Genomic DNA, 15,299 nt, shown 5'->3' with positions numbered 1-15,299 from the left:
GGCGGCGTTGTCTTGTTTCTCTCTTCCTATTCATGCGCACTTCCTTTCGCTGCCTTACCCTGGGCGCCCTGTTGCTACTGACTTCCGCCGGAGCCGCCACTGCTCAAACCGCCGGCTCTAAAATTGACTCCGTCGTCATTCGTAAAATTTACGATGAAGCCCTGGCCCGCGGCCAGAGCTACGAGAACCTGCGCTACCTGACCACTACCATTGGTGGGCGGCTTAGCGGTTCGCCCCAGGCTGAACAGGCCGTGCAGTGGGGCAAAACGGTAATGGAAAAGATGGGCCTCGACCGGGTGTACCTGCAGGAGGTAATGGTGCCGCATTGGGTGCGCGGGGCCCAGGAGAAGGCCCAAATCAAGCCGGCCAAAGGCAAGGGCGTGAACCTGAACGTGTGCGCCCTGGGCGGTTCCGTCGGGACCAACGGCAAACTCAGGGCCGAGGTGGTGGAAGTGCATAGCATGCAGGAGCTAGCCGCATTACCCGCTGATAAAGTGAAGGGTAAGCTGGTTTTCTTCAACCGCCCCATGAACCCGCTTTACGTGGAGACTGGCCGCGCGTACGGCGAAGCCGGCGACCAGCGCCGCATCGGGGCCGTGGAAGCGGCCAAGCGCGGGGCCGTGGGCGCACTGGTGCGCAGCCTGACCCTGGCCCACGACGACTTTCCCCACACCGGCACCATGAGCTACAACGACCAAGTGGCCAAGGTGCCAGCCGCCGCCGTGAGCACCAACGGCGCCGATGAGCTCAGCCACTTGCTCAAAGCCGACCCTAACCTGACCGTAGAGCTGGAAATGAGCTGCCAGCAGCTACCCGAAGTGAAAAGCTACAACGTGGTGGGCGAAATCAAGGGCTCGAAATATCCCGACGAAATCATTGCCGTAGGCGGCCACCTTGATTCCTGGGACCTAGCCCAGGGTGCCCACGACGACGGCACCGGCTGCACGCAAAGCATGGAAGCTCTACGTCTGCTGAAAGCGGCCGGACTGCGGCCGGAGCGCACCATACGGGCCGTGTTGTTCATGAACGAAGAAAACGGTGTGCGCGGCGGCAACAAGTACGCCGAGCTTGCCAAGGCCGCCGGCGAAAAGCACTTGGCCGCCATGGAGTCAGATGGGGGAGGCTTTACACCCCGGGGCTTCAACATTGAGGCTGACCCCGCCACCGTGCGCAAGGTGCAGCAGTGGGCCCCGCTGCTACATCCCTACGGCAGCGGCGAATTCGTGGCTGGTCATGCTGGCACCGACATCGGCCCCCTGAAAAGCCAGGCCAAAGCCCTCATCGGCTACGACTGTGACTCCCAGCGCTACTTCGACATTCACCACACCGCCGCCGATACCTTCGACAAGGTGAACCGCCGTGAGCTGGAGCTAGGCGGGGCTAGCATGGCCGCCCTGATTTATTTGCTGAGCAAGTACGGTCTGTAGGACAGGGGTCGGAAACTGCGCCGGAAAATTGCGGCACTAGTGCCCGCGCGTTCGTATAAGTCCCGGTGGAAAGGCTGTTGCCTTTCACCGGGACTTTTTCCTTTGCCGCATTACGCTTCCTGTTGAGTATGGACTTATTTCTCGTCGCGCTGCTGCCCCCGGAGCCTGTCCGGAGTGAGGTGTGGGCCATGAAGCAGGAGTTGCACCAGCGCACGGGTAGCCGCAACGCCGTAAACCTACCTCCTCACATTACCCTAATTCCGCCCCTGCGGCAGCCGGCGCAGTTTGCCGAGGCCGCGGCAGTCAGCTTGCGCGCGTTTGGCCCCACGCAAAACGCCTGCTTGGTTGGGCTGGAAAACTTCGCTTGGTTTCAGAGTCGCACGCTGTACGTGCACGTGGCGCAGGCGCAAGCGGTGCGGCAGCTGCACGAGGCCCTGTACCACTGGTGCGCCGCGCAGTTGCCGGTCGTGCCCACGCCTACCCGGCCCTTCGTGCCCCATGTTACCCTCGCCACCCGTGATTTACCGCCCGCTGCCGTGCCGGAGTTGCGCGCTGAGTTTGCGGCGCGGCGCTACAGCGCTACTGCCGCGTGGAGTGAGCTAATACTCTACCAGCACGATGGACGCAGATGGCAGGTGCGGGAAACCGTGCATTTGGCGCCGGCCGGGGATGCTGCTGGGGAGTAAACAAAACTGCCGCCGCTTGAAATCAAGCGGCGGCAGTTTCTATATTCTAGTGTAGGCTGAATTACTCAGCGCTGGCGTTTTTCTTGGGGCGGCCGGGGCGCTTGCCGGTGCTATTGGCGGCGCGGGGCTTGCGCTCCTTTTTCTCTACCCGGAAGCCGGGCTCCAGCATGGCATTCAGCTCCGTCATCAGCTCATTTACTTTCACGACGTGCTTACGAATTTGGGTTAAAACCGCGTCGTTTTCTTCGGCATTAGCCAAAATCTGTTGCAATTTGTTGAGGTCAGCAGTTGCCATGATTAGTTTTAAATCTTTGGGAAGACGAATAATACTCAAAGTTGAAAATTTTTTCCTTTGGCCCAACTAAATACTCCGCCAATTTTAAATAATGCGTAAGTACTTTCTGGATTACGAGCAGCTGCTACCATGCACATTATTAACACGAGAAATAGCAGTCTGGTGAATTCCATACGACCAGGTGCTAAACTTTGTTGGTGCTAGCCTAAGAAAAGCATTTTTATTACTATGCGCCTTGTTGCATAACAGCTACTTTGTCTTACAGTAGTTAAAAAAATTAGTGCGCTGAAACGCCAGTATAAATGCCTGATTGATAAGGGTGTTTTCTGTAGCTTGAATAAAAAAGCCGAACGCCAGCTACGAATAGCCAACGCTCGGCTTCCATTATTGCCGCCCGCAGGAACGCTTAATTCTGTTCCAAAATCTGAAATAGCTCGTCCAATTTCGGCGTTAAAATAATTTCCGTTCGGCGGTTTAATGCTTTGTTGGTAGGCGAATCATTTTGGGCTACCGGTACGTGCTGGGCCCGGCCCGAAGGAGTAACCTGGGAGGCTGGCAGGCCCGCCTGCGTTAAAATTCGCGTAATTTCCGTGGCTCGCAGTACACTCAGGTCCCAGTTGTCGCGCATACCGGCCGTGCCTTTCGCAATCGGGACGTTATCCGTGTGGCCTTCTACCAGTACGTTTACATCTTGGTTGCCTTTGAGGGCGGTTGCCAATTTGCTTAATGCTTCTTGCCCTTTCGGGTCTACTTTGGTAGAGCCGGATTTAAAAAGTAATTGTTCCGAAAGGGACACATATACTTTACCATTCCGAACATTTACCTGCAAATCCTGGGAATTAAAGCCTAGCAATGCGTCACCAACTTTCTGGCGCAACGCCTTTACCGCCGCATCTTTTTGCTCCAGAATGCGCTGCATATCGGCAATCCGCTGCTCCTTGCCGCGCAAATCTGCTGAAAGCTGCGAGTTTTCCTGCTGGGCCCCACTCAGGCTGGCGTTAAGCTGATTTACCTGCTGATTTTTCGTCAAAAGGCTAGTTCGCAGTGCTTCTTCATTGCGGGCTTTTTCCTCCTGCAGTGCATTTTTTTCGGCTTGCAGTTGATCGCGGGAACGGGAGGCATCCGTGTATTGGGTTTGCAGCGCGGTGTATTTTTTTTGTGAAACGCAGCCCGCCGCCCCAATCAGTAGGGTAGCACTGCACCATGTTGCGAATACGGGAGAAGCAAATAAATATTTCATGAAGCGGAAATACGAAGTGACAATGGAAGTAGCCATGAAACGGAACGCAACAGTTCGGAGTTACGGGCACGCGTAGCACCCGCAGAAATTCTCCGGGTAGTATCGTTTGGGGCCGGGTTTATCGTACCTTGGAGGCTATATGGTTTCTTCAGTATTCTAATTTTCGCTTGCGTTATCATATTCAATTACTAGCGCTGCTGGTTGCGGGCACCATCGTTGTCGGAGTAAAAAAACCGGTGCGGGCCACGGTACCTGCCACCCGCTACTGGGTTACCTTCCGCGACAAAGCCGGCCAGCAATTCCGGCCCCGTGCCTACTTCAGCGCTGCCGCCCAGGCCCGCCGCCAGCGCCAGCACCTACCGCCCGCCGATAGCACCGACTTTCCCGTGCGGCTCGACTACGTGGCAGCCGTGCGCGCCGCCACCGACACCGTAACGCTGGTGAGCCGGTGGTTTAACGCTGTAGCCTGCCGAGCCACCGCGGCCCAGGCGGCGGCCCTGCGGCAACTACCCGGCGTACAAACTGTAACTCCTTGGCCGGAAGCTCCGTTACTGCCCGCCGCCCGCCGCCCGGCTACCGCCGTCGGGGCGGGCGGGCCGCTTACCTCCGCCGACCGGTCGTTGGCGCGGCGGCAAGCGGCCAGCCTGGGCGCGGCCGACTTCCGGCGGGCTCAACTCAACGGTCGGGGGCTTCGGATTGCTATTTTCGACGTGGGATTTAACGGGGCCAACGAGCACCCGGCTTTTGCCCATTTGCGGCGCCGGGGTGCCATTGTTGCTACCTACGACTTTTTGCGGCGCACTACTTCCGTGTACCAGGGCGGCAACCACGGCACGGAGGTGCTTTCGTGCATTGCCGGCCGCCTGCCGGACAGCACCCGCCTGGGCTTGGGGGAGGGCGCCGAATTTTTGCTGGCCCGCACCGAGCAGATGTACCGTGAAAAGTACGCCGAGGAAGAGGCCTGGCTGGCCGCCGCCGAGTGGGCCGACCGGAACGGGGCTGACATCATTAACTCCTCCCTGGGCTACACTACCCGGCGCTACTTTCCTGAACAGATGAACGGCCGCACCAGCCTGGTGGCCCGGGCGGCGGAGCTGGCCGTCCGCAAAGGCATGCTGGTGGTGAATGCCGCCGGCAACGACGGCGACGACCCGCAGTGGCGCACCGTGGGCACGCCCGCCGATGGCGACTCCGTGCTGGCCGTTGGTGGCATCGACCCCGACACCTACCTGCACCTGGACTTCAGCAGTTACGGGCCCGCGCCGGGGCAGCGGCTCAAGCCCAACGTCTCGGCGTTTGGGGTGGTCGTGGCGGCGGCCCCCGGCGGATACGTGCGCACCGAAGGCACTTCCTTTGCTAGTCCGCTGGTGGCTGGCTTTGCCGCCTGCGTCTGGCAGCAGCAGCGCAACCTCACGGCCATGCAGCTGTTTGCCCTGCTTCAGCAGTCGGCCAGCCTGTATCCGTATTTTGATTACGCCCACGGCTATGGTTTGCCGCGCGCCGCTTTCTTCACCACGACATCCGCTCCACTGCCCACTCCGGCCTCGTTTGACCTGGTGCGGCAGGATTCAATGCTGGCCGTGCTGATTCGGCCGGAAGCGGCCTACGTGCCGGCCCACACGCTACCCTTGTTCGCCGATTCTGCGCAGGCCATTACGGCGGCGGGGGCTCCGGCCGTGGCTGCGGTCGGAAAGGAGCAGCCGCGCGAGGCGGCGCCTCCCGCCGAGGAGTTGGTGCCTTCCTCGCCGCCTCAGTACCTGTACTGGCAGCTGCTGGACCGCGGCGGCCAGCTGCGGCGCTACGAAGTGTTGGAAGTAAAGCAGCGCGCCGTGCTGCGCATTCCGTTGCGCCTGCTGCGCCCCGGCGACGCCCTGCGCGTGCATTATCGTGGTTATACCCAAACCTACCCCGCTTCATGAAGCAACTTTTATTGCCGGCCGGCCTGAGCCTGCTGCTGTGGGGCCACGGGCAGCAGGCTCAGGGCCAGCGGGTGGTACTGCGGGCCGACCCAGCCACCGACACGGCCCGCGCCCGGTACGGCCCTAACCGGGCTATCTACCGCCACCTTTTCATTGGGTATGCTCCCGTGGTAGGCGCGCCAGCCGGGCCGGGGGCTGATCTGCGTCCTGTTAAATCCGCTGAGTTCTTCCTGGGGGTGCGGCATAAGTTTCGCCTCAGCCAAGCCCTGGCCACTGGCTTCGATGTGCGCTACGCCCGCCTGGCCTACCATCTGCGCCAAAACAGCCGTAAAGTGCTGCCCACTGCCACGCTTCACCATTCCGAGTCCTTGGTGTTCTCGCAAGTGCAGCTGGAGCCCTACCTGCGGCTCAGCTTCGGACGCCGCGGCAACGTCATTGGCAACTACCTGGATGTGAGCGGGTGGGGGGGCTGGGCCATGGGCGCCTCTCACCACTTCGAAGACCGGCCCGGCACCGGCGGCGGCAAGCGTACAGTAGTAGTGGAGCGCGACCTGCGCTACGTGCGGCGGTGGCCTTTTGGAGTGGGCGCCCGCCTGGGGTGCGGGCGCTACGTGGCTACGGCCCACTACCGGCTTTCCGACACGTTTACTTCCCAGGCTAGCCCCGCCTACGTGGAGCTGCCCCGGTGGGTAGTGGGGCTGGAGCTGGGCCTTTTTTAACCTGGTTTTGCCGCGTACATTTGGATAGGAGTGGGGCCACTATTTCCGGTTTTTTACCCCAAGTCATGCCCCGTAGCCCGATTATTGCGGAAGCACGTCGGCTGGTTGCTGTTGAGCGTTTTTTCCTCGTAATTTCCTTTAATTTCTGCACAACCTGCCGCCCGCTTTTGCGGTACATGTGTCACTACCCCACCCCGACAGGAACCTCACCGAAATCAGCCGCTTTAGTTCTGAGCTGTCGGTAGTTTCGTAATTTGCCGTACCGAATAGATGATGGTTGACTTTCCCTTCATGAAAAAGATTTTACTCCCCACCGCCGGGGCTTTGTTTTTACTCCAGCTGGCTTCGTGCATCAATACGGAACGCGAAGTAGGAACCTCCAAGAACGCTGACCGCGTGTTTACGCCCACTCCCGAGGCAAACCGGGGCCGCGTATCGGAGCGCACGGTACTGCGCACCGTGAACACCACCCACGCCTTCTCCAACGCCCGAACCAAGGATAATTTCGTGCTGCAGCTGCGCGGACCGAAAATTGCCAACGCCCAGGCCTACTTCATGATTATCAGCAGCACCGGCGACACGCTGCGCAAGGAAATTATTCCGGCTTCGGCCCTGATTAATGAGCGGGACCTGGACGACCCCCAGGCCGCTACCGTGCGCGACAAGGAAATTGCCATTTTGCAGGGCATGAATGCCTTCTTTAAGGAAGACCGGTTTGTGCAGCCCGCCGTACCACGCGCTGCCACCCAACCCGAAAACGTGGATGCGCAGTCGTGGAGCTCGGTCAAGGAAGATGCCCGTGCCGTTGGCTTCGACTACCCCGCCGCCGATGGCCGTGAGCGGCGCGTAGCCTACTCCAAAAAGCTAGGCCGCGCCGTTGTTATTGCTGAGTAGCCCGCCTTAGATTACCCAGATAAGAAAAAAGCCGCCGGATAGTGCATCCGGCGGCTTTTTTGTGCGCTACTGCTTGACAGCAGGCATGCGAGAGGAGGGGAGTGCGCATGTAGGGCGAAGGACGGAAAAAACTCCAAGCAGAACCTAATAAACAGGGACTATCCTGCCCGTAAAAGTGAAAAAAGCGGAGTAGCTCCCGTATAAGCTACTCCGCATCTTCTTTTTATTCACTGAAGCACGCCCGATTCCTTGGGAATAAAGGAGCGGCATCCAAGAATTACAACGTACCCCGGGCGTTTTGGGCACCAAGCCCACTGGGCCGGGTAGCACATTTCGGGCGTGAGTTACGAAGCAGCCAGCCAGCCGGTGCGTCCGTCGGGCTGGCGCACCAGCCGGAACCCCCCGAATTCACCCAGCACGGCCACGGCCGTTTGGGCCGGCAGGGCGGCAATCATCAGGGCGCCGGCGTAGGGTAGGGCGCGTAAGTCAGCCGGAGCGGTGAGGTTCTCACGCCGCAGAGGAGTGGCCGTCAGCACGGCTTTGGCCGGCACGAAGCCCGTACCGCCCGCTGGCAGCTGCACGCGCAGCCACTCCGCCGTGGCGCCCAGCACCAGCAGCGGCGTAGGGCGCGAGGCCGTAGCGGCTGCTACACCCGTGGCGGCCGGCGTGCGCCGGAGCGTCAGGCGGGTTTCCTTGGCCCGCACCCACTGGCCCAGCCGAGCGGGTAGCACTTTCGGGGCCGGCGCCAGGGCATCGGCGCGGCGTACGAAGGGGAAGGGGTCAACGGCTCCATTGCGGTACACCCCAAAGTGCAGGTGAGGCGACGTAGTGCGGGCATTGCCCGTGTTGCCTACCAGCCCGAGCGTATCGCCGGGTTTTACTTGCTGGCCGGGCTGCACCAGCTGCTTATCGAGGTGGGCGTAGTAGAGGTGCTGGCCGTGGTCGGTGTCGGCCAGCCATACCACCCGGCCGCCCAGGGCGGTTTCGTTTACGCGCGTGATGTAGCCGTGCGATGAGGCCACGGCCGGGGTGCCGCGCTTGGCAAAAATGTCGATGCCCTCGTGACGGCGGGCACCCCCGTCGCGCGGCATGCCCCAAAAGGAACCCACTGCCACATCGTTCTTGCCCTGCACCGGAAAGCTCAGGCTCGGCTCGCGCCGGATACGCAGCGTGTAGCGCCCGCCGCGCAGCAGCTCGGGCTGCACCCGCAAGATGTGCTGGCGGTCTGCTTCGGCTACGTAGCGAAAGGAAAGGTCGGTAGTGTCGGCGGAGGCCAGGTAGCGGGGCGTGCGGCGGTCAGGGCTGAGCTCATAGGCGTCTACGAACACCTTGGGCGCCTGCGTGCCCGGGGCCAGGGTCAGGCTGATGTGGATGGTTTCGCCGGTCCGGACGGGGTAGCGCAGGCCGGTGGCCACGGCCCGGTCGGCGGGGAAAAAGCCACTTTCCTGGAAGGGCAGCGTGACCACCAGCGAATCGCGCAGGGCCTGGTCAGCGGCTCGCAGCCAGTCGCGGCCCAGGGCTGTTTCGGCCAGGCCTGCTTGTTTCAGCTTGCGGGCGTAGGCTTCGTGAGGCGTTGATTTCTGGAAGATGCCTTGCAGGGTCTGGCTTTGGCTGCAAGCAGTAAGAAATAGGACGAATAAAACGGCCGGTAAGGCCCGAAAGCGAAGCAGCATTGAACGAGGTTGGATCGGTAGGAAGAGCTAATTGGATAAACCCCAGACTAGCGCGAGTAGTTCGCTGCGGTGATTCGGTGAGTTGGTGATTCGGTGAATGAGTGAGTTGTGCTGGCGAACCGCACGTCGCCGTTCGTCCACTTCTTGGTAACGAGCCTTTTATCATGATCAGCCCGCGCCGCTCGCTCGGACGTCACAGGCTGGGCACATCTTGGAGGGCAGCACCTAATGATGGACGGATGGCGGCGCGCGGCTCACTCATTCACCAAATCATTCACCAACTCACTCATTCACCGAATCACCATTCTATTTCACAACTTCGCACCTGCATACCTGCCACCCACCCAACTTCCCATGCTCCATCTCACCGAGTGCCCCCGCGACGCCATGCAGGGCTGGTCAACGTTTATTCCGACGGCCGACAAGATTGCCTACCTGAATGCCCTGCTGCGGGTGGGGTTCAATACCCTGGACTTTGGCTCCTTCGTGTCGCCCAAAGCCATTCCGCAGCTGGCTGATACGGCCCAGGTGCTCGAGGCCCTCGACCTTGGGCATTCGGCTACCCACCTACTGGCTATTGTGGCCAACCTGCGGGGGGCAGAAACGGCCGCCCAACACCCTCAGATTCGGTTTATTGGCTTCCCGCTGTCCGTGTCTGAAACCTTCCAGCAGCGCAACACCAACAAAAGCATTGCTGAGGCCCTCGACGACGTGGCCCGTATGCAGGAGCTGTGCGCCCGCACCAGGCAGGAGCAGGTAGTGTATTTGAGCATGGGCTTTGGCAACCCCTACGGCGACGCCTGGAGCCCGGCCGTGCTGGGCGAGTTTACCCAGAAGCTGGCCGACCTAAAGGTGGGCATCGTGGCCCTGTCCGATACCATTGGGGTGTCCACGCCGGCCACCATCGGTCCGGCGTTCCGGGAGCTGACGGCCGCTTTCCCCCAGATTCGCTTCGGCGCCCACTTGCATACTACCCCCGACACCTGGCGCGAAAAAGTACAGGCGGCCTACGAGGCCGGCTGCCGCCACTTCGACGGAGCTTTGGGCGGCTACGGCGGCTGCCCCATGGCCGCCGACCAGCTTACCGGCAACATGCCCACCGAGCGGCTGCTGGACTTTGCCCGCGAGGTAGGTGCCGAGCCAAGCCTCAGGCTGGAGGCCCTGCCGGCAGCAATGCAATTAAATCAGCGCATTTTTATGGGACATTAACCCGTACTTTGCCATCCGTCATCCTGCGTATGCCGCGCAGTTAACGGGAACGAAGGATTTTTTGCGCATTGATTCCTGTAAACCGATTTCAGTTTACGGCGACAAAGTTCTTCACCAGCCCAGGATGACAGATGTTTTGACCTGATTTCCTCTTCAGCCTTATGCCAGCCCCTCAAGTCGACCTGTTTATTCCTTGCTTTGTAGACCAACTGTTCCCCCAGACCGCCCTGAACATGGTGAAGGTGCTGGAATCGGTGGGCTGCCAGGTGCACTACAACGCCAACCAGACCTGCTGCGGGCAGCCGGCTTACAACGCGGGCTACAAGGAGCAAAGCTGCGAGGTAGCCCGCAAATTCCTCGACGACTTCCCGACCCAGCAGGAGCGCTACATCGTGAGTCCTTCGGCTTCCTGCATTGGCATGGTGCGCAATACCTACGCCGATTTGTTTGAAGGTACCGCCGACTCAGGCCGCTACCACGGGGTGCAGCGCCGGGCCTTCGAGCTGACGGAATTTCTGGTGGATGTGCTGGGCGTAACGGCCATTCCCCGGGCCCAACTCACCGGCAAATACACCTACCACGATTCCTGCTCGGCCCTGCGCGAGTGCGGCATCCGGGAGGCTCCGCGCCAGCTGCTGGACGCCATTGCGGGCCTGGAACGCTTGGAAATGGCCGAAACCGAAACCTGCTGCGGCTTCGGCGGCACCTTCGCCGTGAAGTTCGAGGCCATTTCCGTGGCCATGGCCGAGCAGAAAGTCGAGCACGCCCTGGCCACCGGCGCCGACTACCTCATCAGCACCGACACCAGCTGCCTCATGCACCTGGACGCCTACATCCGCCGCGAGAAAAAGCCCCTCAAAACCCTGCACGTGGCCGATGTGCTGGCTAGTGGCTGGTAAATCACGGATTTAGACGGATTCATCGGATTGCACGGATTCTAGGGGTGGTAAATACTATATGCAACGCGCACGTTACTGGATACAGTGTTGGGGTATGGCTCGTGGCATTATCAGTGGTGGCATGCGGGCGAACGGAACGCCAGCCGCTAGGGGCAATTCAGACAGAAATCTTCACGCGAAACAAGGAATTCACGTATCTGGTCAGCCGCTCTGATGGGCAGCAGCTGGTGCCCACCGATACCATTGTGCTGACTTCAACGGGCCGAATCTGGGACCGGGATGCTACCCAGAAGAACATTGGTTGGAGTAACCGCACCGCCGGGGCTAGAAGCGGCACCGGCGGTGCTGAAAGTCCACGCGGCGTCTGGATTCATCCACCGCGTTTCGGCGAGTATGCTATTCTGGAGCTCAGTCCGTTCCCCGAAATACGGCTACCATTCAAGCCCGGACAAGTGTGGGATTGGGAACTGGATGTTGGTTCCTATTGGTCGAACCCGGCCTGGGCGATGTGGCAGGGCCAGATGCCAGTGAAAACCCATTACAAATCGGTAGGCCAGCAGCGTGTTGCTACCCCTTTGGGAAAACTCGAATGCCAGCAAGTAAATGCTGTAGCCCGGTGTTCAGCGGGGCAGGCTAAGGTGTCGTTGCTGTTTCATCCGCAACATGGGTTTGTGGAGCTCGATTACGTGAATATCGACGGCGGGCAGGTGCGGTTTCAGCTGCTTTCCGTTGGTGTCGTAAATGAATTCGATGCGGCAACGTACTTCAGTAAGCAGTAAGAGGCGCACAAAAAAAGCGTGCCTCTTTACGTAAAGAGGCACGCTTTTCTATGCCTTGGGTTGAGGTTATACCAACTGCCCAATCCGTAGCTTCAGGCTTTCTGAGCCTTCCACGAGGGGTAGGCGCACGGCGTCGGCGCAGAGGCCCTGAGCGGCCAGGGCGGCTTTCACGCCCACGGGGTTGCTTTCCTCGTACATCAGCGGGTTCAGTTCCGTGAAGCCGAACAGCAACTGGCTGGCAGCCTGGAAATTGCCCTGCAGGGCGTGGCGGGTCATGTCGGAGAAGCGGCGCGGGAAGGCGTTGGCCAGCACCGAGATGATGCCCACGGCCCCGAAGCTGATCAGCGAAGTGGTCATCATATCATCCCCCGAAATCAGCAGAAAGTCGGCGGGCTTAGCGGCGGCAATGGCAATGCACTGCTCCAGGTTGCCGCTGGCTTCCTTAATGCCGATGATGTTAGGGTGCTGGGCCAGCTCCAGGGTAGTAGCAGCCGTCATGTTGGAGCTGGTGCGGCCGGGCACGTTGTAGAGTAGCACGGGCACCGGCGAGGTGTCGGCTAGCTGCCGGTAGTGGGCCACGATGCCGCGCTGGCTGGGCTTGTTGTAGTAGGGCGAAGCTGAAAGCAGGGCCGAAATACCCGTCAGGTCGGTTTGCTGAATGGTACGGACGGTAGCGGCCGTATCGTTGCCGCCGATGCCGTACACGAGCGGGACCCGGCCGGCTACCTGCTCGCGCACGACGCGCAGCACTTCGGCCTTTTCTTCGGTGGTCAGGGTGGCCGACTCGGCCGTGGTGCCGTTGATAACGAGGTATTCCACGCCGCCTTCCAGGGTGAAGTCGACGAGGCGGCGCAGGGCGGCGTAATCCACGGCGCGCTCAGGAGTGGGAGTGAAGGGAGTAACGAGGGCTACGCCGGTGCCACGTAGTTTGTCCATGCGGGAAATTAGCGGTTGATTTGTAATGGGAAGACCCGCGGCGAAGGTACAATACCGGCGGCGAAGGTCGGCCCGTTTCCCTCAAAAGTACGGCTACCTCCTTCGCCGCCTGCGTTATCCCACTTCATGAAATTCACTCGTTACCCGCTGCTGGCCGCGGCTTCTCTGGCCAGCCTCGGCGCGCTGCCCGCCTGCAACGACGCTAAAAATGCTACCGCCGCCGAAACGGCCGCCAGCTCCACCGCCATTGCTGCCGACTCGGCGGAAACGGCCACCCTTACCACGGCGGGCAATGCCACGGCCGCCAACACCGGCAATACGGGCAGCCCGGCCACTATTCCGGCCGCCCAGCGCGCCGATGCCGCCACTATCACGGCCCGGCCCCAGGTGCCCATTCTGTGCTACCACCAAATCCGCGACTGGCGCCCCCGCGACTCGAAAGGCGCCAAGGACTACATCGTGCCGGTGGAGCAGTTCAAGGCCCAGATCAAGATGCTGGCCGACTCGGGCTACCACACCATTCTGCCCGACCAGCTCTACGCCTACCTCACCACCGGCGCCCCGCTGCCCAGCAAGCCCGTGATGCTGACCTTCGACGACACTGACCTTGACCAGTTCACGGTGGCCCGGCCTACCCTGGACAAGTACGGCTTCAAGGCGGTTTACTTTATTATGACCGTGAGCCTGGGCCGACCCAACTACATGAGCAAAGCCCAGGTCAAGCAGCTTTCCGACGAGGGCAACGTTATCGGCTCCCACACCTGGGACCACCACAACGTGAAAAAGTACGAAGGTGAGGATTGGGTAACCCAGATTGAGAAGCCTACCAAGCAGCTGGAAGAAATTACGGGCAAGAAAATCAACTACTTCGCCTACCCCTTCGGCCTGTGGCGCCCCGAGGCTATTCCGGAGCTGAAGAAGCGCGGCATGGACGCGGCCTTCATTCTGGCTGAAAAGCGCGACCAGCAGGATCCACTCTACACCATCCGCCGCATTATTGCCAGCGGCTACTGGAGCCCCCGTACCTTGCACAATAGTATCGTGCAGAGCTTCTAGATTTGCCAGTTACTACAGCGTAAAAAGTCCCTCCGGAGCTATTCCGGAGGGACTTTTCATTGCTCAACAGTTCGCGCTACTGCAGTTTAAGAGGGGGTAATAAGCTAGCTAACCAGTAGCTGGCCTACCTTTCGGCTACTTCGGGCTGTTTGGGTTGGGGCTGGCCAAAAACTACCGCCTTTACCTCCGGATACGTGCGTGCAAGCTGCCGCGCCTGAGCTGGTAGTGGGTGGTTAGGCCGACTAGGTACCAGCAGCAGGATAGGTTTACTGTTCAGTTCCGCCCGCTCGGCCAGTTGCAGCCGCAGCGTTGGGTACTGCTGAGCTAGCGGCGCAGGGTGAACCAGTTCGGAGGCAAGATAGTCGGCGGCCACCCAGTCGGTGTATGCGGCGCCGGGAAAGTAGGCGGCCACAGAATCGGGGCGGGGCGGGGTCCAGACCCAGGCGGCGCTGGTATCCCCGGCCGCCCGGAACCGGGTAACCAGTTCGCGCCAGGCCTGGCGGTAGGCAGCCGGCGTGCGGGCTTTGAGCAAGGGCCGCAGCAGAATCGGTTTGTTTCGCTCCCGAATAGCGGTTACGCTACGCTGCCACGCGGCGGTCTGAAAGCTGTTGCCCGTCACTTCCCAGCTCAGCAGGGGCGTGCTGCCTTGCTTGTCCAGCGCGGCTAACGTGGCTGGGGCTACCTGCGGCCCTAGCGCGGGCGGTAGGTGCAGCTCCAGCACGGCCGGAGTTGCCGTGGTCCCGGCCGAGACGGAAGCCGGCCACATTGTGGGCGTTGGGGAGGGAGCAGCTTGGCCAATTCGTACGCCACCTACCCCCGTGTGGGCCCAAATCAAAGTGTCGGAAGGAGTATTTCGGCTCTGCCAGAGGCTTATTCCCAGGCTGATGAGAGAGTGAATTGTAAAGAGAAAAAAGGCCATGAATACGGCGGCAGTCCGCAACCGCGGCAGCCGGGCGCCCACCTGATGTACCAGTAGCTCTTCCGCCTTAAGCACTAGCCACTGCAAGGGGCGGCGGGAAATAGCCAGCTGCCGTAGGCGCTTGAGCAGGGCGTGCTGGGCCATCAGCACCGACGCCAACAGGATGGCCGCATTCGTCAGGGCCAGCGCCATCATCAGCAGAGCGTAGGGCGTTTGAGTTACGTAGTGGCCGTAGCGGGCGGCAGCTATGCAGATGCCGGCCAGCACCAGATTAGGTAGGCTGAGCTGCCATTCGTTGCGGCTGTGGCCTTCTTTCGGGGTTGGAATGTAGGGCACCCGTACCCGCAACAAGGTGTATACGAAACCCAGGCAGTATATCCACCAGGTACTGGTGCGCAGCAGCCCGCCTACCAGGTGCAGGCCTGCCTCGTGGGGTTCCCGCAGCCACCGCTGGGCATTGTAGCGAATCAGCAGGGACATCATCAGCACTGGGGTGAGGTGCAGGGCGAATTCCAGCAACGACAAATGCCAGGGAAACTCCACCAGTACCAGGGAGGCAATGGGCACGGCAATATCAATGAGCGTCACCAGGCCGGAGAGGAAGTACAGGGGCAGGGTGGCGTAGTGCAGCTTCTGGCGCCCGGTAAA

Annotated in this window: 14 protein-coding genes; 9 read left to right on the top strand and 5 right to left on the bottom strand. The window is 60.7% G+C overall.

Annotation, left to right across the window (positions count from 1 at the left end; genetic code table 11):
- Positions 1–32 precede the first annotated feature (32 nt).
- Positions 33–1,427 (top strand): M28 family peptidase, encoded by a 1,395-nt coding sequence (locus IEW18_RS21100; protein ID WP_188559876.1) that lies wholly within the window; start codon positions 33–35, stop codon positions 1,425–1,427.
- A gap of 128 nt (positions 1,428–1,555) precedes the next feature.
- Positions 1,556–2,113, top strand: coding sequence for a 2'-5' RNA ligase family protein (locus IEW18_RS21095; RefSeq protein WP_188559875.1), 558 nt, complete (start codon positions 1,556–1,558; stop codon positions 2,111–2,113).
- A gap of 61 nt (positions 2,114–2,174) precedes the next feature.
- Here IEW18_RS21095 and IEW18_RS21090 read toward each other — a convergent pair whose 3' ends face one another.
- Positions 2,175–2,408, bottom strand: a complete 234-nt coding sequence (locus IEW18_RS21090) for a hypothetical protein (protein ID WP_188559874.1) — start codon at positions 2,406–2,408, stop codon at positions 2,175–2,177.
- Between the two features lie 406 nt (positions 2,409–2,814).
- A complete protein-coding gene (locus IEW18_RS21085; protein ID WP_188559873.1) occupies positions 2,815–3,648 on the bottom strand; it encodes an OmpA/MotB family protein in 834 nt (277 codons plus the stop codon).
- Between the two features lie 167 nt (positions 3,649–3,815).
- Here IEW18_RS21085 and IEW18_RS21080 point away from each other — a divergent pair, with 167 nt between their 5' ends.
- The 3 genes from IEW18_RS21080 to IEW18_RS21070 all read left to right on the top strand — a co-directional run bounded on the left by IEW18_RS21080 (position 3,816) and on the right by IEW18_RS21070 (position 7,180).
- A complete protein-coding gene (locus tag IEW18_RS21080) occupies positions 3,816–5,567 on the top strand; it encodes a S8 family serine peptidase (RefSeq protein ID WP_188559872.1) in 1,752 nt (583 codons plus the stop codon).
- Entirely contained in the window at positions 5,564–6,286 is a 723-nt protein-coding gene (locus tag IEW18_RS21075) for a hypothetical protein (RefSeq protein WP_188559871.1), read from the top strand. Before IEW18_RS21080 ends, IEW18_RS21075 begins: the two co-directional genes overlap by 4 nt.
- Positions 6,287–6,577: 291 nt before the next feature.
- Complete coding sequence (locus IEW18_RS21070; protein WP_188559870.1) at positions 6,578–7,180, top strand: hypothetical protein; 603 nt, start codon at positions 6,578–6,580, stop codon at positions 7,178–7,180.
- 344 nt (positions 7,181–7,524) lie between these two features.
- Here the strand turns inward: IEW18_RS21070 and IEW18_RS21065 are convergent, their stop codons facing one another.
- The gene (locus tag IEW18_RS21065; RefSeq protein ID WP_188559869.1) at positions 7,525–8,853 is read right to left on the bottom strand and encodes a M23 family metallopeptidase; all 1,329 of its coding nucleotides are present in this window, start codon (positions 8,851–8,853) and stop codon (positions 7,525–7,527) included.
- Positions 8,854–9,207: 354 nt separating this feature from the next.
- On the opposite strand from IEW18_RS21065, the gene IEW18_RS21060 reads away from it, so the two are divergent.
- The 3 genes from IEW18_RS21060 (at position 9,208) to IEW18_RS21050 (ending at position 11,740) form a co-directional block, all read left to right on the top strand.
- On the top strand, positions 9,208–10,062 hold the full coding sequence (locus IEW18_RS21060; RefSeq protein ID WP_188559868.1) for a hydroxymethylglutaryl-CoA lyase: 855 nt from the start codon (positions 9,208–9,210) through the stop codon (positions 10,060–10,062).
- A 161-nt stretch (positions 10,063–10,223) separates the two neighbouring features.
- Positions 10,224–10,961: a (Fe-S)-binding protein gene (locus tag IEW18_RS21055; RefSeq protein WP_188559867.1), complete on the top strand. Its 738-nt coding sequence runs from the start codon at positions 10,224–10,226 to the stop codon at positions 10,959–10,961.
- A 227-nt stretch (positions 10,962–11,188) separates the two neighbouring features.
- Positions 11,189–11,740: a hypothetical protein gene (locus IEW18_RS21050; protein ID WP_229728898.1), complete on the top strand. Its 552-nt coding sequence runs from the start codon at positions 11,189–11,191 to the stop codon at positions 11,738–11,740.
- Positions 11,741–11,806: 66 nt separating this feature from the next.
- Here the strand turns inward: IEW18_RS21050 and dapA are convergent, their stop codons facing one another.
- On the bottom strand, positions 11,807–12,676 hold the full coding sequence (gene dapA, locus IEW18_RS21045) for a 4-hydroxy-tetrahydrodipicolinate synthase (protein WP_188559865.1): 870 nt from the start codon (positions 12,674–12,676) through the stop codon (positions 11,807–11,809).
- A 126-nt stretch (positions 12,677–12,802) separates the two neighbouring features.
- Here dapA and IEW18_RS21040 point away from each other — a divergent pair, with 126 nt between their 5' ends.
- The gene (locus IEW18_RS21040; RefSeq protein WP_188559864.1) at positions 12,803–13,732 is read left to right on the top strand and encodes a polysaccharide deacetylase family protein; all 930 of its coding nucleotides are present in this window, start codon (positions 12,803–12,805) and stop codon (positions 13,730–13,732) included.
- Between the two features lie 124 nt (positions 13,733–13,856).
- Here the strand turns inward: IEW18_RS21040 and IEW18_RS21035 are convergent.
- Positions 13,857–15,299: glycoside hydrolase family 26 protein (locus IEW18_RS21035; protein ID WP_505671426.1), on the bottom strand; the 1,443-nt coding region annotated here is incomplete at its 5' end.

It is taken from the genome of Hymenobacter glacieicola (genome assembly GCF_014640315.1).
Classification (GTDB): domain Bacteria; phylum Bacteroidota; class Bacteroidia; order Cytophagales; family Hymenobacteraceae; genus Hymenobacter; species Hymenobacter glacieicola.
The sequence above is the reverse complement of the archived record's forward strand: the minus strand, read 5'-3'. Positions and strand labels throughout refer to the sequence as shown.

Coding starts and splice junctions, on each gene's coding strand:
- IEW18_RS21040 (WP_188559864.1), top strand. CDS start 12,803: ATGAAATTCACTCGTTACCCGCTGCTGGCCGCGGCTTCTCTGGCCAGC.
- IEW18_RS21095 (WP_188559875.1), top strand. CDS start 1,556: ATGGACTTATTTCTCGTCGCGCTGCTGCCCCCGGAGCCTGTCCGGAGT.
- IEW18_RS21060 (WP_188559868.1), top strand. CDS start 9,208: ATGCTCCATCTCACCGAGTGCCCCCGCGACGCCATGCAGGGCTGGTCA.
- IEW18_RS21065 (WP_188559869.1), bottom strand. CDS start 8,853: ATGCTGCTTCGCTTTCGGGCCTTACCGGCCGTTTTATTCGTCCTATTT.
- IEW18_RS21100 (WP_188559876.1), top strand. CDS start 33: ATGCGCACTTCCTTTCGCTGCCTTACCCTGGGCGCCCTGTTGCTACTG.
- IEW18_RS21055 (WP_188559867.1), top strand. CDS start 10,224: ATGCCAGCCCCTCAAGTCGACCTGTTTATTCCTTGCTTTGTAGACCAA.
- IEW18_RS21090 (WP_188559874.1), bottom strand. CDS start 2,408: ATGGCAACTGCTGACCTCAACAAATTGCAACAGATTTTGGCTAATGCC.
- IEW18_RS21085 (WP_188559873.1), bottom strand. CDS start 3,648: ATGAAATATTTATTTGCTTCTCCCGTATTCGCAACATGGTGCAGTGCT.
- IEW18_RS21075 (WP_188559871.1), top strand. CDS start 5,564: ATGAAGCAACTTTTATTGCCGGCCGGCCTGAGCCTGCTGCTGTGGGGC.
- dapA (WP_188559865.1), bottom strand. CDS start 12,676: ATGGACAAACTACGTGGCACCGGCGTAGCCCTCGTTACTCCCTTCACT.
- IEW18_RS21070 (WP_188559870.1), top strand. CDS start 6,578: ATGAAAAAGATTTTACTCCCCACCGCCGGGGCTTTGTTTTTACTCCAG.